Source organism: uncultured Streptococcus sp., from assembly GCF_963456385.1.
GTDB lineage: Bacteria > Bacillota > Bacilli > Lactobacillales > Streptococcaceae > Streptococcus.
In genome coordinates this window covers 1-19,115 of record NZ_CAUOLF010000013.1, presented here as the reverse complement: position 1 = coordinate 19,115, position 19,115 = coordinate 1, and the positions used below count along the sequence as shown (strand labels likewise).

The 19,115-nt window shown below is 44.1% G+C and carries 24 protein-coding genes; 4 read left to right on the top strand and 20 right to left on the bottom strand.

From position 1 onward, the window contains the following. Positions 1-43: 43 nt before the first annotated feature. From RP262_RS06615 to RP262_RS06540, 16 genes are all read right to left on the bottom strand, one after another. A complete protein-coding gene (locus RP262_RS06615) occupies positions 44-364 on the bottom strand; it encodes a hypothetical protein (protein WP_002896121.1) in 321 nt (106 codons plus the stop codon). 239 nt (positions 365-603) lie between these two features. Then, entirely contained in the window at positions 604-753 is a 150-nt protein-coding gene (locus tag RP262_RS06610; protein ID WP_311154645.1) for a hypothetical protein, read from the bottom strand. A 233-nt stretch (positions 754-986) separates the two neighbouring features. Then, the gene (locus RP262_RS06605) at positions 987-1,262 is read right to left on the bottom strand and encodes an HU family DNA-binding protein (RefSeq protein ID WP_001284636.1); all 276 of its coding nucleotides are present in this window, start codon (positions 1,260-1,262) and stop codon (positions 987-989) included. Between the two features lie 112 nt (positions 1,263-1,374). Next, positions 1,375-2,208 carry a DegV family protein gene (locus tag RP262_RS06600; RefSeq protein WP_311154644.1) on the bottom strand — a complete coding sequence of 278 codons (834 nt, stop codon included), beginning with the start codon at positions 2,206-2,208 and terminating at the stop codon, positions 1,375-1,377. 282 nt (positions 2,209-2,490) lie between these two features. After that, entirely contained in the window at positions 2,491-3,219 is a 729-nt protein-coding gene (locus tag RP262_RS06595) for a metallophosphoesterase (protein WP_311154643.1), read from the bottom strand. Positions 3,220-3,270: 51 nt separating this feature from the next. Beyond that, positions 3,271-4,929: a DNA repair protein RecN gene (recN, locus tag RP262_RS06590; protein WP_311154642.1), complete on the bottom strand. Its 1,659-nt coding sequence runs from the start codon at positions 4,927-4,929 to the stop codon at positions 3,271-3,273. 8 nt (positions 4,930-4,937) lie between these two features. Next, positions 4,938-5,369: an arginine repressor gene (locus RP262_RS06585; RefSeq protein WP_311154641.1), complete on the bottom strand. Its 432-nt coding sequence runs from the start codon at positions 5,367-5,369 to the stop codon at positions 4,938-4,940. Then, the gene (locus tag RP262_RS06580) at positions 5,362-6,177 is read right to left on the bottom strand and encodes a TlyA family RNA methyltransferase (RefSeq protein WP_311154640.1); all 816 of its coding nucleotides are present in this window, start codon (positions 6,175-6,177) and stop codon (positions 5,362-5,364) included. The genes RP262_RS06585 and RP262_RS06580 overlap by 8 nt, the downstream gene beginning before the upstream one ends. Then, entirely contained in the window at positions 6,170-7,045 is an 876-nt protein-coding gene (locus RP262_RS06575) for a farnesyl diphosphate synthase (protein ID WP_311154639.1), read from the bottom strand. Before RP262_RS06575 ends, RP262_RS06580 begins: the two co-directional genes overlap by 8 nt. Then, on the bottom strand, positions 7,042-7,254 hold the full coding sequence (locus RP262_RS06570; protein ID WP_002896137.1) for an exodeoxyribonuclease VII small subunit: 213 nt from the start codon (positions 7,252-7,254) through the stop codon (positions 7,042-7,044). The genes RP262_RS06575 and RP262_RS06570 overlap by 4 nt, the downstream gene beginning before the upstream one ends. Beyond that, positions 7,232-8,572 (bottom strand): exodeoxyribonuclease VII large subunit, encoded by a 1,341-nt coding sequence (xseA, locus tag RP262_RS06565; protein ID WP_311154638.1) that lies wholly within the window; start codon positions 8,570-8,572, stop codon positions 7,232-7,234. Before xseA ends, RP262_RS06570 begins: the two co-directional genes overlap by 23 nt. Further along, on the bottom strand, positions 8,517-8,753 hold the full coding sequence (locus RP262_RS06560; protein WP_311154637.1) for an initiator RepB protein: 237 nt from the start codon (positions 8,751-8,753) through the stop codon (positions 8,517-8,519). Before RP262_RS06560 ends, xseA begins: the two co-directional genes overlap by 56 nt. Then, a complete protein-coding gene (locus tag RP262_RS06555; RefSeq protein WP_311154636.1) occupies positions 8,729-9,571 on the bottom strand; it encodes an NAD(P)H-hydrate dehydratase in 843 nt (280 codons plus the stop codon). Before RP262_RS06555 ends, RP262_RS06560 begins: the two co-directional genes overlap by 25 nt. Before the next feature lie 107 nt (positions 9,572-9,678). Beyond that, a complete protein-coding gene (locus RP262_RS06550) occupies positions 9,679-10,452 on the bottom strand; it encodes an HAD hydrolase family protein (RefSeq protein ID WP_311154635.1) in 774 nt (257 codons plus the stop codon). Further along, complete coding sequence (locus RP262_RS06545; protein WP_311154634.1) at positions 10,449-11,303, bottom strand: bifunctional methylenetetrahydrofolate dehydrogenase/methenyltetrahydrofolate cyclohydrolase; 855 nt, start codon at positions 11,301-11,303, stop codon at positions 10,449-10,451. The genes RP262_RS06550 and RP262_RS06545 overlap by 4 nt, the downstream gene beginning before the upstream one ends. 189 nt (positions 11,304-11,492) lie before the next feature. Then, positions 11,493-11,723: a DUF1797 family protein gene (locus tag RP262_RS06540; protein ID WP_002896146.1), complete on the bottom strand. Its 231-nt coding sequence runs from the start codon at positions 11,721-11,723 to the stop codon at positions 11,493-11,495. A 249-nt stretch (positions 11,724-11,972) separates the two neighbouring features. Between RP262_RS06540 and RP262_RS06535 the strand changes: the two genes are divergently transcribed. After that, positions 11,973-14,243, top strand: coding sequence for an ATP-dependent Clp protease ATP-binding subunit (locus RP262_RS06535; RefSeq protein ID WP_311154633.1), 2,271 nt, complete (start codon positions 11,973-11,975; stop codon positions 14,241-14,243). A gap of 51 nt (positions 14,244-14,294) precedes the next feature. Here the strand turns inward: RP262_RS06535 and RP262_RS06530 are convergent, their stop codons facing one another. Both RP262_RS06530 and RP262_RS06525 read right to left on the bottom strand, forming a co-directional pair. After that, a complete protein-coding gene (locus RP262_RS06530; protein ID WP_311154632.1) occupies positions 14,295-14,906 on the bottom strand; it encodes a GyrI-like domain-containing protein in 612 nt (203 codons plus the stop codon). Positions 14,907-14,965: 59 nt separating this feature from the next. Then, entirely contained in the window at positions 14,966-15,865 is a 900-nt protein-coding gene (locus RP262_RS06525; protein WP_311154631.1) for a YafY family protein, read from the bottom strand. Between the two features lie 225 nt (positions 15,866-16,090). Between RP262_RS06525 and RP262_RS06520 the strand changes: the two genes are divergently transcribed. After that, a complete protein-coding gene (locus RP262_RS06520; protein ID WP_175859106.1) occupies positions 16,091-16,540 on the top strand; it encodes an NUDIX hydrolase in 450 nt (149 codons plus the stop codon). A 67-nt stretch (positions 16,541-16,607) separates the two neighbouring features. Further along, entirely contained in the window at positions 16,608-16,910 is a 303-nt protein-coding gene (locus RP262_RS06515) for a DUF1827 family protein (protein ID WP_002898025.1), read from the top strand. Between the two features lie 23 nt (positions 16,911-16,933). Here the strand turns inward: RP262_RS06515 and RP262_RS06510 are convergent, their stop codons facing one another. Next, positions 16,934-17,368, bottom strand: a complete 435-nt coding sequence (locus RP262_RS06510; protein WP_048772692.1) for a GNAT family N-acetyltransferase — start codon at positions 17,366-17,368, stop codon at positions 16,934-16,936. A 61-nt stretch (positions 17,369-17,429) separates the two neighbouring features. On the opposite strand from RP262_RS06510, the gene RP262_RS06505 reads away from it, so the two are divergent. Next, the gene (locus RP262_RS06505; protein ID WP_311154630.1) at positions 17,430-17,846 is read left to right on the top strand and encodes a MarR family transcriptional regulator; all 417 of its coding nucleotides are present in this window, start codon (positions 17,430-17,432) and stop codon (positions 17,844-17,846) included. A gap of 136 nt (positions 17,847-17,982) precedes the next feature. On the opposite strand, the gene RP262_RS06500 is transcribed toward RP262_RS06505, so the two are convergent. Beyond that, positions 17,983-19,115 (bottom strand): class I tRNA ligase family protein (locus RP262_RS06500; RefSeq protein ID WP_311154629.1); only part of this gene is annotated, 1,133 nt, incomplete at its 5' end.

The window sequence follows — 19,115 nt, the reverse complement described above, 5'->3', positions numbered from 1 at the left end:
TTATCCATTTAAGGCAATGCAAGCTTTAAACTAGTACCTCGCTCTATGCTTGGAATCTCTTCAAGCTTGCTAAATAAAGGGAACCGCCTATGATAGAAAGAATAGCACCAATCCAGCCCAAGAAGTCATTAAAGGTAAAAATTCCACCTACAATCATCAAGATAGAGCCTGCTGGTCCCACACGATTGTCATCCTTATAGTAAACAATACCAGCAATTCCCAAAGCTAGGATTGCAATTTTCAGGATGTCAAATACACCTAGCATAAAATAAATAACCCAAATGAAGAAAGGCCACAAAAGTAGAATAATACCACCAATAAGTCCAACAAGTCCATTTACGAGCGCTAATGTTTTTGTCTTCATCAACAGTCTCCTTTGTATAATTTTTTACTAAAATAGTTTACCATACTTACTAGAAAAATACAAGCTTATTTTTAATTTTATGAAAAATTCAAGCATTTGACTGCTTATAATGCTTATCTTTCCTTGAAAAATAAAAAGCCTGCTATTCCCAACAAAAGTTGAGATAACAGACTTTTCATATATTCTAGATTTTCAAAGCTTTTTACTGAAGCTTAAGTCTTAGTCGCGCTGACATTTGCTCAAACCAACTGCTCCTCCAAAGCAGTCAATGTCTGCATGGGTAATAGAAAGATTGAAAAAAGCACGACAAACAATCCCTTCAGCAGGCGAAATTTGCTGCCAAAAGGATTAACAGGACGCAATGAGCTCTGAAGTGGTTTCCATTTCATTTCTCACCTCCTAAACTTTTTATTTTAAGATTTTAAAAATGTTTGTCCTATATCATTCTCTTTTGATTAGAGACATTTTCCTTCACTTTACTGCAAACTAAAAACTCCAAGAAAGTTCATCAATCAACTTTCTCGAAGCGCCTAAATCTTTTATTAAGCTCAAGAATTGAGAGCAAAAAGAAAAAGCTGACATACTCGCCAGAGGCAAGTGTATCAGGCTTTATTAATCAAAATTATTTTACAGCGTCTTTAAGAGCTTTACCTGCTTTGAAAGCTGGTACTTTAGAAGCTGCGATTTTGATTTCTTTACCAGTTTGTGGGTTGCGACCTTTACGTGCTGCACGCTCACGAACTTCAAAGTTACCAAAACCGATCAATTGAACTTTTTCACCAGCTGCAAGGTATTCAGTTACTGCTGCAAATACAGCGTCAACTGCTGCTGCTGAATCTTTTTTAGTCAATTCTGTAGCTTCTGCTACTTTTGCGATCAAATCTTGTTTGTTAGCCATTTAACAAATCCTCCAAATTTTTTCTGGGTTGATAACCCTAACAAATATTATCATATCTAAAAATAGCTTTCAGGTCAAGTACTAAGCCGCTATTTTCTAAATTATTATGGTTTTATTCGTAACGAATCAGCACAGCCCAAGCATTTTCCCCTGTATGTGTCTGAATAATGGACCCTGTTTCCAGCACTGAAATAGGATTCTTGACATACGGCTGTAAACTTTCCTTCATTTCTAGTGCCAATTCTGGACTGCCTGCATAGGAAATTCCAATTTCAGCCACTTGCTTAATTTGCAGACTTGCTGTCAAATCATCCAACCATTTTTTAAAGGTCTTAGCTCCCCTGCCCTTGACAATGGGCTCCAGCTGATGGTCCTTCATTTGCATGATGACCCGAATATTAAGCAAGGAGCTAATCAGACCAGAAACTCGGCCTATGCGGCCTCCTTTAACCAGATTTTCTAAGGTAGAGAGACCGATATAAAGCTCTGTCTTTTCCTTCACTTCCTCTATTTTAGTCAGAATCTCCTCTAGTCTAACTCCTTCCTTGGCCAGTTTAGCTGCTTCAGTGACTTGGAACTTCATAGCCTGATCAGTAAAAGAGCTGTCAACAACCGTCACATCAGCATTAGCCAAAGTCGCTCCCTGACGGGCGGCTTCGACAGTTCCTGATAAGGCGTGAGACATGTGAATGGAGATAATCTGCGCTCCATCCTCTGCCAAGTGCTCAAAAACATCAGCAAAAACTCCGACGGGCGGCTGGCTGGTTTTAGGAAGATTGCGACTAGACTGCATGAGACGAAAGAACTCACCTTCCTCTAGGTCTGAATCCGAATAGACCACCCCGTCCACCATAACAGAGAGAGGCACAATTGTAATGTCTAATTCCTTGGCAACCTCTGGTTCAATGGTTACGGATGAGTCAGTTACGATTTTTATTTTTGTCATAGATTTCCTACTCTGTATCTAAATTTTAACTTGTTATTACACTACATTATACCAAATTTTTATGGTTTTGTGGGGGAATATTCGCTAAAATCACAGCTCAGGCCAAGCGTTTCCTAAATTTAATCTGCTTGTTTTAGTTTTTTAATCTTTTTGCGCTTCTTTAAAATTAGATGAAAAAGTGTTTACATTCAGCTTTTTTAGCTTTATGGGGGGAAATTTTAGGAAAAAGCTGGTTTTCAAAGAGAATCTCAGCAAAAAAAGATTGGATTTTCCCAATCTTTTTCAGTCTTCGGCTACCAAACCATCATTTTTTATGGCATACCGCTCTATGATGCCATTATGACCAAAGAGAACTCCGTGGAGGACTCCGCCATAAACAGCTCCGCCATCCATACCAATCTTGTCATCCTCAGTCATCCATAGCTGGTCAGTTCCCGGTGCCTCATGCAAGAGGTAAAATGTCGGTGTATGGCCAAAGACAATCGTTTTGCCAGTCTGATTGCTACCTTCGTGAAAAGGCGTGCGAATCCAAACTTTTTGATAATCACTGGTCTCTCGCCAGTCTTTCAGCTCCAAATCTAGGCCAGCATGGACAAAAATATACCGCTCTGTCTCCAATAGGAAAGGCATCTGACGAATAAAATCTACTAAATCTGCTGCCTCCGTCTTGACACGTTCCGCGTCTGCTACTCCATCTACAGGAGCATTGAGAGGTCGGCCTAAAAGCGAATTAATCGTCGTATCTCCGCCATTACGTCGGTAGTGGTCATAAGATTTTTCAGGATTGTCCAGCCAGGTCAGAAACATATACTCATGATTGCCAGACAGACAAACAGCTCCCTCTTGGTCCACTAGGTCCTTGACCCGCTCCAAAACTGCTCGGCTGTCCTCACCACGATCTATCAAGTCGCCTAGAAAGACTAGTTGGCTACGACCATCCCAGTGCTGGAGCAGCTCATCTAGCATACTAGCCTTACCATGGACATCACCAATTGCAAAATATTCTGTCATATGCGCTCCTCCTAAAGGAGACCGAAACACTAGTGTCTCAGCCTCGCTTGTTTATTTCTTTAATAATTCTCTGGCTTGAGTCAAGGCAGCATCTGTCACATCTTCGCCAGCCAGCATCTTAGCGACTTCCTGAACCCGCTCGTCAGCTGTCAACAGGCGAACCGTTGAGACGGTCGAATTCTCATCCGAAATCTTCTCAATAAAGAACTGATAATCGGCAATCGCAATGACCTGCGGCAGATGGGAAATAGCCAAGACTTGCCCATTGGAGCCAATCTTGTGAATCTTCTGAGCAATAGCCTGGGCCACTCGGCCAGAAACGCCCGTATCCACTTCGTCAAAGACAATGCTGGTCTTGCCTTCCTTACGAGAAAAGGCAGACTTGATAGCCAACATGAGACGGGAGAGTTCCCCGCCAGACGCAACCTTCACCAGAGGTTTAAATTCCTCGCCCGGATTTGCTGATATGTAAAACTCTACTTGTTCATTGCCTTCACGGTTGAACTTGCCCTTATTGAACTGCACTTTAAAGCGCGCCTTTTCCATGTAGAGGTCTTGCAGCTCTTGCTTGATTTCCGCTTCCAGCTGGACTGCCAGGCCGTGACGAGCCTGACTCAGCTCCTGGGCCAGCTCTACCAGCTCTCTCTCCAAGGCCTTCAGCTTTCGGTCCATATCCTCTGAGGATAAGTTGCTTCCAGTTAAAAGGCTGTATTCTTTGGAAATCTGAGCAAAGTAATCCAACACATCATCTACCTGACCGCCGTATTTACGCGTGATACTGTTAATCAAGTCTAAGCGACTCTCCACCTGCAGCAGCCGATCTCCGTCAAAGTCCAGTCCATCTAAAATGTCCTCTAGGCGCTTGCTGACATCTTCCAAGACATAATAAGTCTCTGACAAGCTGCCGGAAAGCTCCTTGTAGGCTGGATCGTAATCCTCGATAGACTCAAGATCATTCATAGCTGAGCGGACATTGGTCAGACTGGAAAAATCTTCATTATCCAGCATAGTATAGGCGTTCGTCAGCGTATCGGCAATGAGCTTGTGATTAAGCAAACGATCTCGCTCCTGATGCAGGGCAGTATCTTCACCGCTTTTGAGGGCTGCGCTCTCAATCTCCGTCATCTGAAATTCCAGCATCTCAATCCTGGCCCTATGCTCCTGCTGATTTTTCTGCAAAGCCAGGACTTGCTTGCGCAAGCTTCGATAGCGGTCAAAGGTTTCCTGATAGCGACCCTTGAGATGCAAAAAGTCTGCTGTTCCAAACTCATCTAGCATGGCAATATGAAGCTGGGGTCTCATCAATTCTTCCTGATCGTGCTGACCATGGATATCCACTAAATGCTGGCCGACAGCCTTTAGAACAGACAAATTAACCATCTGGCCATTGATACGGCTAACACTTCGGCCATTTTGCAGGATTTCCCGACGGATAATCAGCTCATCGGTCAGCTCCCAGCCTTGCTCCTCAAAAATCTCTCGCAAAGCTCTGCTATTTTCCAGCGAAAAAAGTCCCTCTATCTCAGCTTTGGCTGCCCCATGACGAATAACATCCGTTGTCGCGCGGCTGCCTAGCATCATGTTCATCGCATCAATAATAATAGACTTGCCGGCTCCGGTTTCCCCGGTTAAAACCGTCATACCTTGCTCAAAATTAAGGGAAATCTCCTCAATAATGGCAAAATTTTTAATCGAAATTTCTAATAACATAGGCTTTCCTACCAATGGTGAATGATGCTTGCAATCCTTGCGGCTGCTTCCTCTGTCATCATAACCATCAAAATACTGTCGTTGTCTGCCAAGATACTGAAAATATCCTCAGCAAATTCATTCCTAAGATGACGCTTGACCAGTGCTGTGCTCCCCGGTACCAGACTGAGATTGAGCATATTTCCCAAAATCTGACAGGACAGGATGTTATTTTCGGCCAAACCCAGACTGCTGGTCATGGTCTTAGGCAGCTCGTAGATATAAGTGTTGTCCTTAAGCGGTATCTTGACAATCCCCAGCTCCTTGATATCCCTAGAGACCGTGGCCTGGGTCGCTGTAATCCCAGACTCCCTGAGATGTTCTACAATTTCCTCCTGTGTGCCAATGTCATAGTCACTGACAAAGCGTCTAATCTTTTCTAATCTATCCTTCTTATTCATCCTTAAATTCCTTGTGTGCTGCCTCTACGACAGCTGTCATCAGTGCTGAATCAAGAGCCTGTGGTTCTGTACTCTTCTCTAAATAGGCCAGAAATTCTACATTGCCCTGACCTCCCTGAATAGGCGAAAAATCCAGTCCCCTGACAGAAAATCCAGCCTCCATCATAAATGCTGTGACCTTTTCCAGAACTGCCAAATGGACCTTTTTATCCTTGACAATCCCTTTTTTCCCAATCTGCTCGCGTCCCGCTTCAAACTGGGGCTTGATCAAGGCGACCACTTGGCCATCCTGAGCCAAAATCTCATGCAGAGCTGGCAAAATCAAACTCAGCGATATAAAGCTGACATCAATACTGGCAAAGCTCGGCTCCTGCTCAAAGTCAGTCCTTTGGGCATAGCGAAAATTAAACTGCTCCATGCTGACGACCCGCTCATCCTGTCTAAGCTTCCAAGCCAGTTGATTAGTACCAACATCTACTGCATAGACCAGCTTAGCTCCGTGCTGCAGCATGACATCTGTAAAACCGCCAGTCGAAGCTCCGATATCCAAGGTCACTCGGTCAGTGACCGAAATATCAAAGACTTGCAAAGCCTTTTCTAGCTTGAGGCCGCCTCGGCTGACATATCTGAGTTTCTCGCCTTTTAAGCGCAGCTCTGTGGCTGCGTCAATCTTTTCACCAGGCTTGTCAAAGCGCTGGCCATTGGCCGCAGCAATAACCTGTCCAGCCATTACACCACGCTTAGCCTGCTCTCTGGTCTCAAAGAGCCCTTGTCTGTAGGCCAGCACATCTACTCTTTCCTTAGCCATTCAATCTCAAACTTTCTATTATCTTTTGAATTTCTCCGCCTGAAAACTCTGTCTTTTCTTCCAAGTCTGTCAGAATGTCCACAGCTTCATCAAGAGTCTGATTGAAAAAGCTCTTAGCTCCATCCAGTCCCAGAAAGGCTGGATAAGTCGACTTAGCCGCAGCTAAATCTTTCTGCGGGGTTTTACCCAACTCTTCAAAGCTGGCTGTCACATCCAAAATATCATCTCGCACTTGAAAGGCCAAGCCCAAGAGCTCTCCAATCCTACGAAGCTTGTCTTGAATAGACTGTTGGGCATGAACAATCAAACCAGCTGCGACAAAAGGATACGTCAGAAGTTTTCCAGTCTTATTGGCATGGATAGTTTTTAAATCTTCTAAACTAATTGCTTGGCCTTCGCCTTGCATGTCCAGAACTTGACCCGCAACCATACCAAAGCTCCCTGCTGCCAGAGACAACTCAGAAATTAAGTCCACCTTGACCTGGCTAGGCAGCTCGGCTCTTGCCAATAGTCCATATGGATCCAGAAAGAGAGAATCACCCGCCAAAATAGCCATATCCTCTCCAAACTTCTTATGGCTAGTCAGGCGTCCGCGACGATAGTCGTCATCATCCATAGCCGGCAAATCATCATGAATAAGGCTGCCAGTGTGAATCATCTCAAGAGCCGCCGCGACCTGATAGTGAGCCTCTTCCAGCTTTATGCCAAAGGCTTGTATTAACTCCAATAGCAGTAAGGGACGAATTCGCTTGCCTCCGGCCTTCACAGAGTACAAAATAACTTCTGATAAATCCGACGACACTTGCTGAGATTTATAAAAATCCTCAATCGTCAGACCAATCTTTTCCAGTTTCTCGTTTCTTGTCATTCCATTTCCGTTTCTGTGCCGTCTGCCTGCATGACCTTAACTAAGGTCTTTTCAGCCTTGTCCAGACTTGCCTGGAGTTCCTTTGAAAGCTTCATCCCCTTTTGAAATTCCGCAATCGCCTCTTCTAGCGCTACATCACCATTTTCCAGCTTTTGGACGATAACTTCCAAGTCTGCTAAGTTTTCTTCAAATTTCTTTTCTTTGGACATGTTTTACCTCTACTTCCAGCTGCCCATCCCGCATGAGCAGGGTCAGCTCATCTTTTTCTTCAATGCCAGCACTTGACTCGACAACCTTTTGATTCTTTTGGACAATAGCATAGCCACGCGCCACGATTCGACTGGTATCCAGCATAAGCAAGGCCTCGGACAATCTCCTGACTTGAGCCACCTTTTTATCATAAATGACCGCCATGTTGCTGCGCAGCAAACGCTCCAGCTGGGCAGTCTGCTCCTGAAGATGCTGAACGCGACTGAGCGGATTCAATGCTTCCAAACGATGCTGCAAGATTTTGACCCGCTGTTGCTCTTCACTATAATATTCGCGAATTTTTTGCTTCAGTCGCAGGTTGAGCTGGTCTAATTTCTGCAGATGGCCATCGTAAAGCCGCTCTGGCTGTCGGAAGATAACCGACTGGGTCAGCTTATTCAGTCGCTCTCGATAATAGCTCAGGCGATTGGAAATCGCTCGTGACATGCGGTTTTCCTGCTGCTGCAAATGTCCCAGCAGGTCCAGCTTGGTGACCGGTGTTGCTAGCTCAGCTGCAGCCGTTGGAGTCGCAGCCCTTCGATCTGCTACAAAGTCCGCCAAAGTCGTATCTGTCTCATGGCCGACACTAGAGATAACAGGAATCCGAGACTCAAAAATAGCCCGAACTGTTTCCTCTTCGTTGAAAGCCCAGAGATCTTCGATAGAACCACCACCTCGGCCAATAATCAGTACATCCAAATCCGATCGCTCATTGGCCAGTCTGATGTGGTCAGCAACCTGAGCTGCAGCCCCATCTCCCTGCACTTTTGTCGGATAAAGGACAATCTCCACTCCCGGGAAGCGACGGCTGACCGTCGTGATAATGTCTCGGATGACCGCTCCGCTAGGACTGGTTACAACGCCGATTTTCTTAGGAAATTGGGGCAAGGCTTGCTTGAATTTCTCTTGAAAAAGCCCTTCTTCTCCCAGTTTTTTCTTGAGCTGTTCAAACTGGATAGCCAAGGCACCGATACCATCCGGCTCTGCTTTTTCAATGATGATAGAATAGGAACCGCTCGGCTCATAGAGCTGTACCCGGCCAATCACATTGATTTTCATGCCTTCTTCCAGCTCAAAGCCCAGCTTCTGGTAGACACCAGACCAAATTGTAACCTGAATGACGGCCTTTTCATCTTTCAATGAGAAATACTGGTGATTGGGACGTCGGCGGAAATTGGACACCTGGCCAGTCAGATAGACCCGCTCCAAATAAGGATCCCGCTCAAACTTCATCTTCAGATACTTGGTCAAGGTCGAAACCGACAAATATTCTGGCATGCCCTTTTCCTTTCTTTTCTTGTTTTTCCGTAACTTTTATTATAACAAAAAACTGCATAAAAAACCGATTACAAAGTCTAAAAATCCCCTGAAAAGCAAGAAAAAAACTGGGCTTCCACAAAAGAAACCCAGCTGACTTAAAACCCAAGAAAAAGTCTACTGACTCATCTCCTTCATCCACTTTGGAATGACCCTGCTGATTGCCGTTGGCAGGACGACATAAGCTTCCTGACTCAGTTCATCTGCGATAAGCGAGTGAAGAAGGGTTGCAGCCGCCACTCGCTCAAAGAGACTGCTTGACTTGAACTGTCCAGCAAATGCGGCAATCATACCAGCCAGCGTATCTCCCATGCCGCCAGTTGCCTGATGAGGTCCGCCTACTGTCAGCTCAAAGACCCGCTCTTGACCACTTTGATAGATGGTCGTCCCATGCTTTTTCTGTACGACAATACTGCCCAGAGGCAGCTGATTGATCGCCGCCTGATTGGCTGCCGCTGCCTGATCTGACAGGCTCAAACCCGATAAACCTTCCCACTCCTTTTGGTGAGGGGTAAAAACTGTTTGGGCTTTTGGAAATGGCAAAGCTGCCTTGCTAAAAAGTGAGATGGCGCCGCCATCCATGATAAGTATCTGCTGTTCTGACACAGTCTGGACTACCTTTTGTAGAATATCTAGGCCTAGTTGATTCTCCGCCAAGCCAGGACCAATCAAGACAACATCTGATTTGGTCAGCTGCTCTGTCAATCGGTCTTGCTCCTCTAGGTCAAAGGCCATAGCCTCTGGTAAATGACTGTGCAGAGGGGCGATATTTTCTCTCTCTGTAGCAACAGTCACCAGACCGGCTCCGCTATTAACTGCCGCTAAAGCTGCCATGATAATGGCGCCCCCATAAGGATAGGTCCCCCCAATCAGTAAAAGACGGCCGTAATCGCCTTTGTGACTATCCAAGGGACGTTCCCTAATGACTCTTTTTAAAATATTTTCAGCATTTTTTACCATGATATTCTCCTAGACCAACTTCATCCTGCACTGGTCTCAATATGACCAAACCTATCTTCATTATACACCAAAAGGCACCTAAACAGGTGCCTCGTATCGCAAGAAAGTTATTTTTCCCGGAAATCTGCAAATTTTTGTAAGATTCTTGCTGCGACTGCCTTGGGTAAATTTTCCTGAAAGGCGACTTGCTCATCAGCATAATCGCTCAATCCTGAGAAATCCCCAACCTGCACAGCGTAGAGAGAATTCTTAAAGAGCTGGATATCATTTTGATCATTACCAAAAGCCACATAATCCGAACCGCATAATTCCTTTACAGTTGAAGCTTTATTGGTTTCAGCCGGATTGATATAAAAACATTTCTCATGTTCATGATAGTCTAGACTTAGATTAGGCAAGTTTGTAAAACGAGCCTGTAAATCGTCTAAGAGTTGCTCATGATTTCCCATGTAAATAACAAGCTTAATAGGATGCTGGAGTTCAGTCAGTTCCAGCCGTCTTGCCCGCTTGAGAGGATCTACACTGGCAATAAAAGGAATTTTTTCTAAAATCTGGCCGCTGTAGTCAAAAGTATTATCAACGAAAAAAGGCAAATTATAGGTCAAACAAGTATCTAAAATGGCTTGATAACTTGACTGATGCAGCTGACGCTCAAACATCAGCTGTCCCTTTTGATAAGCCACTCCGCCGTTCAGGCCAATCACTATCTGCTGGCTCAATTCCGGACCTAATAGTCCCAGACAATCTCGGTAGGAACGCGCCGAAGCAAACAGAACTTCATGCCCAAACTGAGGAGCCGTTAGCAGAACCTGCTTAATCTCCTCATCAATCGTCATATAATCAAAGGACAAGGTCCCATCCAAATCAAAAACAAATTTCATGATTCAAGACTCCGTTTAAAGGCTTGGTAGGTCTGCTCCATCAGCATGGTAATGGTCATAGGCCCAACACCTCCAGGCACAGGGGTAATCAGACTGGCAAGTTCAGACACTTCATCAAACTTAACGTCGCCAATCAGCTTGCCATTTTCATCTCGGTTCATACCGACATCAATGACAACAGCTCCTTCCTTGACAAAGTCCTTGGTCACAAAATGTCCACGACCGATAGCCACCACCAAAATATCTGCCCGCTTAGCAGTCTTAGCTAGATTGTGGGTCCGCGAATGCGTTAGGGTCACAGTCGCATTCTTAGCTAAAAGGAGCTGAGCCATGGGCTTACCGACAATATTACTCCGCCCGATGACAACCGCTCGCTTACCTTCCAGTTCAACGCCATATTCATGGAACATGGCCATAATGCCTGCAGGAGTAGCTGGAATCATAACCGGATGGCCACTCCATAACTTGCCCATATTAAGCGGATGAAAGCCATCAACATCCTTGTCTGGATCAATGGCCAGCAACACAGCTTCATCATCAATATGCTCAGGCAAAGGTAGTTGGACTAAAATGCCATGCCAGTCCGGATTTTGATTATAAGTTTCAATCAAGCTCAAGAGCTCTTCTTGGCTGGTTGCTTCTGGCAGACGTTCTACCTTACTCCGAAAGCCAGCAACCAAGGCTGAGCGCTCTTTATTACGCACGTAGATTTGACTGGCTGGATTATTTCCCACCACAATCACTACCAAGCCCGGAACCTGACCTGTCTTTTCTTTGAGGCGAGCCGTTTTTTCGGCCAATTTTTTCTGAAGCTTCTCTGCCAAACCTCTACCATCAATAATCTGGGCCATGTCATTCTCATTTCTTTTTCATTATCTTTTTCATTATACCAAAAAAATCTGTGCTCAGCCTATAACTTTTTCTTATACAAGGTTATAAGACGAGGATTCATTGGCATCTAGTGGTAAAATTTTCAGACCTACTAAATCTTTTTCAAAATAAGATAAAAAGGGTAAAAATAAAAAGCAACGACGTGCTTTTTAGTAGAGTAATTCATAAATTTCCATTGCAATCAAATCGATGCTGTCGAAAGTATAGGTCTCACGCGCAGCAACATCACGCAAGGTGAAGACAGAGCCGTTTTCTTCGTCGTAACTGTAAGCTACTTCTGCTACAACCACTCCTTCACGCTCAAAATTACGTTTCAAATTTCCGCCATCCTTAGCCATAGCTTCTAAGCGGTTGATAATTCTAACTAAATGTGATTCCATTTTGTTTCTCCTATTTACTTAGTTCCCTCTTATTTTACCATAAATAGCGACTGAAATACCACTAAAAGCCAATTTTTTGTAATTTTTCAAGAATTTGTTTTCATTCTGCTCGGTCTAAGGGAGGATTTTGTAGTAAATTCTTGCAAAGTTCGAGAATACTGATATAATGAAACTATAAAACTTTGACTATTTTTGACCTTTAATTATTTCTATAAATAGCTTGCACACTAAAAGAAAAGAGGTATCTGCATGCTTTGTCAAAATTGTAAAATCAATGAATCTACGATTCACCTTTATACTAATGTAAATGGCCATAAACAGCAGGTGGATTTGTGCCAAAACTGCTACCAAATCATGAAAACAGACCCCGAACACTCCTTGTTCGGCGGAATTGCTAATGCCAACAATCACGGAACAGATCCTATTGATGACTTCTTTAACAGCCTCAGCAATTTTCAACAGCCTCAGGAACCAACTACTCCTCCGACCCAATCTGGCGGAGCCTATGGAGGCGGTGGCGGCTACGGCTCTAATCCAAGCAAGGGTGGTCAGCCTCAGCCAAGTCCGCAAAAGCCAAAAGGCCTGCTGGAAGAGTTTGGTATCAACGTGACTGAGTTGGCTCGCCGAGGCGAGATTGATCCTGTTATTGGCCGTGATGAAGAAATCGTCCGTGTCATTGAAATCCTCAACCGCCGCACCAAAAACAATCCTGTTCTCATAGGAGAGCCAGGAGTCGGAAAAACTGCCGTGGTGGAAGGTCTGGCCCAGAAAATTGTCGATGGCGATGTGCCTCATAAACTCCAAGGCAAGGAAGTTATCCGCCTAGACGTTGTCAGCTTAGTACAGGGAACTGGTATCCGTGGCCAATTCGAGGAGAGAATGCAGAAGCTCATTGATGAGATTCGTTCTCGTCAGGATGTCATTCTCTTCATTGATGAAATCCATGAAATTGTCGGAGCAGGCTCTGCTGGCGATGGCAATATGGACGCTGGAAACATCCTCAAACCAGCTCTGGCTCGCGGAGAACTCCAAATGGTCGGAGCAACTACCCTCAACGAATATCGTATTATTGAGAAGGATGCTGCACTGGAGCGCCGTATGCAGCCCGTTAAGGTAGACGAGCCGACTGTTGAAGAAACGGTTACCATCCTCAAAGGGATTCAGAAAAAATACGAAGACTACCATCACGTCAAGTACACAGATGCAGCCATTGAAGCTGCTGCCCTTCTCTCCAACCGCTACATCCAAGATCGCTTCCTGCCAGACAAGGCTATTGACCTCTTGGATGAGGCCGGATCCAAAATGAATCTGACCCTCAACTTTGTTGATCCCAAGGTCATTGACCAGCGTCTGATTGAGGCCGAAAATCTTAAAGCTCAGGCGACTCGTGACGAAGATTTCGAGAAAGCAGCTTACTTCCGTGACCAGATTGCTAAGTACAAGGAACTCCAGCAGACAAGTGTGCTAGACAAGGATACTCCGATTATCAGCGAGAAAACGATTGAGCACATCGTAGAGCAAAAGACCAATATCCCAGTTGGCGACCTCAAAGAAAAAGAACAGTCTCAACTAGTCAATCTCGCCAGCGACCTAAAGGCTCATGTCATCGGCCAAGACGATGCCGTAGATAAGATCGCCAAGGCCATCCGCCGCAACCGGGTCGGACTAGGAAGTCCTAATCGCCCAATCGGTAGCTTCCTCTTTGTCGGCCCTACTGGTGTCGGTAAGACTGAGCTGTCTAAGCAACTAGCCATTGAGCTCTTTGGCTCGGCTGACAGTATGATTCGCTTTGATATGAGTGAATACATGGAGAAACACAGCGTGGCCAAGCTGGTCGGTGCCCCTCCGGGCTATGTTGGCTATGATGAAGCTGGTCAATTGACTGAGCGCGTCCGCCGCAATCCCTACTCACTCATTCTGCTGGATGAGGTGGAAAAAGCCCATCCCGATGTTATGCACATGTTCCTGCAGGTTCTAGATGATGGCCGCCTGACTGATGGCCAAGGACGAACTGTCAGCTTCAAGGACACCATTATCATCATGACATCTAATGCTGGAACTGGCAAAGCTGAAGCCAGCGTTGGCTTTGGAGCAGCGCGTGAAGGCCGCACCAACTCCGTCTTGGGTGAATTGGGCAACTTCTTCAGTCCTGAGTTTATGAACCGCTTTGACGGCATTATCGAATTCCAGGCGCTCAGCAAGGACAATCTGCTGCAAATCGTCAACCTGATGCTGGACGATGTCAATCAACGTTTGGCAACCAACGACATTCATCTGGATGTTACAGAGAAGGTCAAAGAAAAATTGGTTGACCTGGGCTACGATCCAAAAATGGGCGCTCGCCCACTGCGCCGTACCATTCAGGACCATATCGAAGATGCTATTACTGACTTTTATCTGGAAAATCCAAGCGAAAAAGATCTCAAAGCTATCATGACCAGCAATGGCAAGATTCTCATCAAGTCAGCCAAGAAAACTGAAAGCACAGAGTCAGTTAACTCATCACAAGAAGAAAAATAAATGTCGACAAAATAGAACAGAAAACAGTTAGTTTTCTGCTCTATTTCTTTATTAATCTTTCTGAACCTTGTAGCGCAGAATTGTTTTCAGCTTGCTAGGGTCTGTCCGATTCAGATTATTGAGATAGATTTCCCTATGAGTGTTTGAAATCCGTGTCAGCTGGTGACTCTGGCAAAAGGCATCCATTTTAGCGAAGGATTGAGGTTCTTCGTCAAAAGGACCCAGATGCAGCATGGAGACACACGCTCCTTCCGTCATTTCTTCAAAGCGAATCTCATCATAGAGAGGATTAGGCTTTTTGACACGGACTTGTTCCAGAGCCTTTTTCACCATTTCTCCAGTGATAAAGTCCGGCTGCCCAATCATAATGGTATAAATCAATTCTTCTTTAATCAGTTCTCCTGCTTGCTCTTGCTGCCAAAGTCCTTCCAAGGGATAAACTGTAAAATCAGTAAATTCTTGCTCGGCCGCTGTCTTTTTGTAGTTCATCTTGATAGCATAGGCTAAGCTGTACAGAGCACCAACTCGTTCCGAAAAGTCAGCAGCATTAGGATTGCCCTTGCCGTCAATCATGATAAAAGACTGGGCAGGAACATCTATGAAACAGGGTTCAGACTTGATTTGATAGATTTCTCGATTGGCTTTTCTCCATTCATATTTCATGAGAGAGCCCTCCTTTCTTTACTACAAACAGTATAGCAAAGAAAAGCTGACAACCTCTGTCAGCTTTTATAAATATCGGCAATAGCTTTTAACTTTTCTTTGAATTCTTCCCGTAACCGAGGCGGCTCTAGGATTTCAACTCCCTCCAAAAAGGATAGCAAGTAGGTATAAAGACTATCGTGACTCGGCAAATGCGTTTGGACATAAAGGCTCCCATCAGTCTCCTCTATCTCTGCTTCTGAAAACTCCTCGTACACTCGAAAGGCATGCTTCTTGTCAAATTTCAAAATGACTTTTACAGTATCTCCTAGCCGCTCCTCAGGACTAAATTTCTCATCCAAGACTCTCTGCCTAAATCGTTCCTCTAACATATGACACTCTCTCATTCTGCTGAGTTTAAAAAAGCGCGGAGCTTGTCTTAAATGACAAAAGCCAGCAACATACCAATCTTGACTTTTAAATACTAACTTCAACGCCTCTATCCTGCGCTGCTCTCTTTCTCCACGCCCATTCAAGTAAGAAAATGACAAGACTCTTCTTTGCAAGATTGCTTGTCTAATGGTATCAAACAGTTCTTTCTGATCTGCTTTCTTGCGCCAGTCAGTGAAATCCACCTCCAGCCAGGAAGACGCCTGAACTTGAAACAAGGACTGTAGCTTAGCCAAGGTCTCTACTTGCTCGCCATCTGTTAAAATCTGCAAGCCTTGAAGAGCAGCTAATAGCTCATCCCTCTCAGACTCTGAAAACAAGGCTTTTTCTAAGACAAAATCCTTCATCAGAAAAATGCCCCCGCCCTTGCCTGGGCTGCAATAGATGGGGATTCCTGCCAAACTCAGCTTGTCCACATCTCGATAGATGGTCCGAATAGATACTTCAAACTGTGAGACCAATTCGGGAGCTGTTGCGCGGCCTCGCTCTAAAAGAAGATATAAGATTTTAAAAAGTCTGCTTTCTGTCATAAAACCACCTCGTTACTATTATAACAATTTCTTCTATAAATGTTTTACCATTCCTATAAAGAAGAGTTTTTTTAAACGGTCGGAGGAAGGAATTTATTATTTGAAAGAGATTTCTTTCAAAGACTATCATTCTTTTTCTGTCCAATAAACTGAGTAAATTCTTGACAGCTGGTCCTTAGTCCATTATGATAGATAGTAAACTGACTAGAGATTGAGGATATTAGAATGACAAATCCAACCTTTGGTGAAAAGGAAGCAAATGTAGAATATGTGACCCGCTACGGAGTCTATGCTGTCATCCCAGATAAAAAGAAAGAAAAGATTATTTTGGTCCAGGCGCCTAATGGGGCTTGGTTTCTGCCCGGTGGAGAGATTGAAGAGGGGGAAAACCATCAGACTGCCCTTGAACGCGAGCTGATGGAAGAACTTGGATTCACAGCCCAGCTTGGCCGCTATCTTGGACAAGCTGATGAATATTTTTACTCTCGCCATCGCGACGCCTACTTTTACAACCCAGCCTACCTGTATGAGGTCACCTCTTTCCAAGAAGTCCAAAAACCGTTGGAAGATTTCAATCAGCTTGCCTGGTTCCCAGTCGATGAAGCTATTGAAACACTCAAACGCGGCAGCCATAAATGGGGTATCCAAGCTTGGAAAAATGCGCTTAAAGCTTAAAGAAATCATTCACAATTTATAGCAAACATGTTATAATAATAGCAGGTATAAAGCAGGAGGAAATCGTATGAAGCTTATTAATACAACAAACAGTCATGCTGACCTTGTCAAAAGCCAATTGGAAAGCACCGATGCGATATTAGTCGAAGTTTATTCTGCTGGAAACAGCGATGTTGTTTTTACACAAGCTCCTCTTCACTATGAAATCTTGATTTCAAACATGCACCGTGCTGTACGCGAACAGGAAATCGAAAAAATCAGAGAATTTTTCTTGAAGAGAAAAATTGATGCAAATACTATTGATAGAGCTGCTATCCGCACGATTTACGCTAATAATCTAATCGAAATTTCTATTCCTGTTAAACAGTAAAACTAAGGCCAGACCTTAGTTTTTTATTGTTTATAGATCATGGTAATGTGAGGTGTCGATTCAAAAATAAAGGGTTGGCCAACTGATTTGAAGCCATACTTTTCATAGAGAACAGCCACCTGAACCTGAGCCTCTATTTCAATTTCCTTTCCTGGCCATTTCTCAGCACATAATTGCAAGATTTCTCTGATAAGCTGTCCTCCTAAGCCCTGTCCTCGTGCTGACTGAGCTGTGACTACTCGACCAAAGACTAAATGCTCTCCCTCTTCAAAGACACGGGCATAAGCATCAATTTCCCCTTGTTCATTAGCGTGGTAAACATGCACTGCTTCTAGGTCCTTCTCATCCAGCTCAGGATAAATGCGCTCCTGCTCCACCACAAAGGTGTCGATGCGCAGTTTTATGATTTGATAAAATTCTATCGGGTTCAGCTCTGTTAATTTTTTCCTAGACCACATACTTGTTTCCTCTAACTTTTTAATGTATAATAAGTGCAAATGCAACTATTAAGGAGTTCCTATGGATTATCGTCAACTTTTCCGTCAAATGGGATTTATTTCCAGACAAGCCATGATGAAAATGAATCAGAAAGCCAGTAACTACGACCTAGACAATAATTTGTTTCTATTGCTCATTCGCATCGTCGAAAATGAAGGTCTCAGCCAATCACAACTGGCAGAGCTGGTGCAGATTGACAAGACTACGCTCAGCCGTTCTCTAGGAAAACTGGAAGATAGAGGCTTGATTATTAAAAAGACCAAAGCTCAAAATAAGAAGTTCAAAGAGCTCTATCCCAGCAGTCAGACTCTCAAACTCTACGACCAGCTGATTGGCTTTGAAAATACCTACGCCAGTCAGGCTCTGCAGCAACTGACTTCCTCTGAGCTCTTTCAGCTCCAAAACATCTTGGCTAAAATAAGCACTCCTAAGATATGACTAGTATAACAGAAAACAGTTGCATTTGCAACTGTTTGTTTTTGCTAATTTGGTTTTAAATTAACAAATTTTCAAATCGATCTATCTAAAAAATGGCTTACCACTAAAGGGCAAAGCCATTTTTTATTTTGGAAACTTACTTGCTCTCAAAGCCTTCTGAGACAGCTTGAACAAAGTTTTCTTCTAAAATTTCTGCACAGTGGTCACAGACAAGGGCTTGATAACTGCGCTCTTTAACTGTTGTGTCAATGCGGCGGCAGCGATCACAGACTTGCCCCTGCGCATGCTCTACGACAAAAGCTACATCTTCAAAGACTAGAGCGTCTTCTGGAGCAGGTCCTTCAGCAATCGTTAATTGTGAAACGATAAGAAGCTGAGCCACATCACTGTTGACTGCCTCAAGCAAAGTCTTGATGACTTCATTTGGATAGACAGTCAGGTGCGCTTCCAATGATTTCCCGATAACCTTCTCATTGCGGGCTTCTTCCAAGGCTTTCTGAGCCTGACTACGGAAGTCCATAAAGGCAGACCAAGTGTCCAAGATTTCTTCTTGATTTGGGAAAGTCTGAGCTTCTGGCAATTCAGATAACTGAACAAATTCTTCCTCTTCATGCTCTAGGTAAGACCAAATCTCTTCTGCTGTGTGCGGCAAGATTGGAGTCAGAAGCTTGGTGATTTTAACCAAAATATCATAGAAGACAGTCTGCATCTGACGTCGTTCCAATGATTTAGCTGCTTCGATATAGACGACATCTTTGGCAAAGTCCAGATAGAAAGCAGACAAGTCAACAGTCACAAAGTTGACAATCGCTTTATAAATAGTTAGAAACTCAAAGTCCGCATAAGCCTTGCGAATAGTCTCTACTAATTGATTGAAGCGGATAGTCATGTATTTATCAACGGAGCGAAGTTCTTCGTAAGCTACGGCATCCTCAGCTGGATTAAAGTCAGAGGTATTAGCAATCAAGAAACGAAGCGTATTCCGAATCTTACGGTAGGTTTCAGAAACTTGACCCAAGATATCCATAGAGATACGCACGTCATTGCTTGAGTCAACACTTGTTACCCAGAGACGCAAGATTTCAGCACCAAATTGTTTTTCAACATCGCTTGGAGCAATGGTATTTCCAAGAGATTTAGACATCTTCTCATCTTTACCGTCAAGGGTAAAACCTTGTGACAAGATTTGTTTGTAAGGTGCTACGCCATTGTTGGCAACAGATGTGATGAGTGATGAGTTGAACCAACCACGGTATTGGTCAGAACCTT

Coding starts and splice junctions, on each gene's coding strand:
- RP262_RS06615 (WP_002896121.1), bottom strand. CDS start 364: ATGAAGACAAAAACATTAGCGCTCGTAAATGGACTTGTTGGACTTATT.
- RP262_RS06610 (WP_311154645.1), bottom strand. CDS start 753: ATGAAATGGAAACCACTTCAGAGCTCATTGCGTCCTGTTAATCCTTTT.
- RP262_RS06605 (WP_001284636.1), bottom strand. CDS start 1,262: ATGGCTAACAAACAAGATTTGATCGCAAAAGTAGCAGAAGCTACAGAA.
- RP262_RS06600 (WP_311154644.1), bottom strand. CDS start 2,208: ATGACAAAAATAAAAATCGTAACTGACTCATCCGTAACCATTGAACCA.
- RP262_RS06595 (WP_311154643.1), bottom strand. CDS start 3,219: ATGACAGAATATTTTGCAATTGGTGATGTCCATGGTAAGGCTAGTATG.
- recN (WP_311154642.1), bottom strand. CDS start 4,929: ATGTTATTAGAAATTTCGATTAAAAATTTTGCCATTATTGAGGAGATT.
- RP262_RS06585 (WP_311154641.1), bottom strand. CDS start 5,369: ATGAATAAGAAGGATAGATTAGAAAAGATTAGACGCTTTGTCAGTGAC.
- RP262_RS06580 (WP_311154640.1), bottom strand. CDS start 6,177: ATGGCTAAGGAAAGAGTAGATGTGCTGGCCTACAGACAAGGGCTCTTT.
- RP262_RS06575 (WP_311154639.1), bottom strand. CDS start 7,045: ATGACAAGAAACGAGAAACTGGAAAAGATTGGTCTGACGATTGAGGAT.
- RP262_RS06570 (WP_002896137.1), bottom strand. CDS start 7,254: ATGTCCAAAGAAAAGAAATTTGAAGAAAACTTAGCAGACTTGGAAGTT.
- xseA (WP_311154638.1), bottom strand. CDS start 8,572: ATGCCAGAATATTTGTCGGTTTCGACCTTGACCAAGTATCTGAAGATG.
- RP262_RS06555 (WP_311154636.1), bottom strand. CDS start 9,571: ATGGTAAAAAATGCTGAAAATATTTTAAAAAGAGTCATTAGGGAACGT.
- RP262_RS06550 (WP_311154635.1), bottom strand. CDS start 10,452: ATGAAATTTGTTTTTGATTTGGATGGGACCTTGTCCTTTGATTATATG.
- RP262_RS06545 (WP_311154634.1), bottom strand. CDS start 11,303: ATGGCCCAGATTATTGATGGTAGAGGTTTGGCAGAGAAGCTTCAGAAA.
- RP262_RS06540 (WP_002896146.1), bottom strand. CDS start 11,723: ATGGAATCACATTTAGTTAGAATTATCAACCGCTTAGAAGCTATGGCT.
- RP262_RS06535 (WP_311154633.1), top strand. CDS start 11,973: ATGCTTTGTCAAAATTGTAAAATCAATGAATCTACGATTCACCTTTAT.
- RP262_RS06530 (WP_311154632.1), bottom strand. CDS start 14,906: ATGAAATATGAATGGAGAAAAGCCAATCGAGAAATCTATCAAATCAAG.
- RP262_RS06525 (WP_311154631.1), bottom strand. CDS start 15,865: ATGACAGAAAGCAGACTTTTTAAAATCTTATATCTTCTTTTAGAGCGA.
- RP262_RS06520 (WP_175859106.1), top strand. CDS start 16,091: ATGACAAATCCAACCTTTGGTGAAAAGGAAGCAAATGTAGAATATGTG.
- RP262_RS06515 (WP_002898025.1), top strand. CDS start 16,608: ATGAAGCTTATTAATACAACAAACAGTCATGCTGACCTTGTCAAAAGC.
- RP262_RS06510 (WP_048772692.1), bottom strand. CDS start 17,368: ATGTGGTCTAGGAAAAAATTAACAGAGCTGAACCCGATAGAATTTTAT.
- RP262_RS06505 (WP_311154630.1), top strand. CDS start 17,430: ATGGATTATCGTCAACTTTTCCGTCAAATGGGATTTATTTCCAGACAA.